General features: G+C 56.3%; 1 rRNA gene. It reads left to right on the top strand.

Going from position 1 to position 279, the window contains the following annotated elements:
• Window positions 1–279 (top strand): 23S ribosomal RNA (locus tag NE473_RS32295); the annotation flags it as partial.

Here is a 279-nt window from a genome sequence, read left to right as displayed (position 1 = left end):
GCACCCGGTGAAATTGAAGTACCAGTGAAGATGCTGGTTACCTGCGCCAGGACGGAAAGACCCCATGGAGCTTTACTCCAGCTTGATACTGGGATTCGGTACTGCATGTACAGGATAGGTGGGAGGCTAAGAAGGTAGGACGCCAGTCTTACTGGAGCCATTGTTGGGATACCACCCTTGCGGTATTGGGTTTCTAACCTGCGGCCATGACCTGGCCGGGGGACAATGTCAGGTGGGGAGTTTGACTGGGGCGGTCGCCTCCGAAAGGGTATCGGAGGC

Origin of the sequence: Hungatella sp. SL.1.14, from assembly GCF_024460495.1 — a bacterium.
GTDB classification, from domain to species: Bacteria; Bacillota; Clostridia; order Lachnospirales; family Lachnospiraceae; genus Hungatella; species Hungatella hathewayi.
The sequence above is the reverse complement of the archived record's forward strand: the minus strand, read 5'-3'. Positions and strand labels throughout refer to the sequence as shown.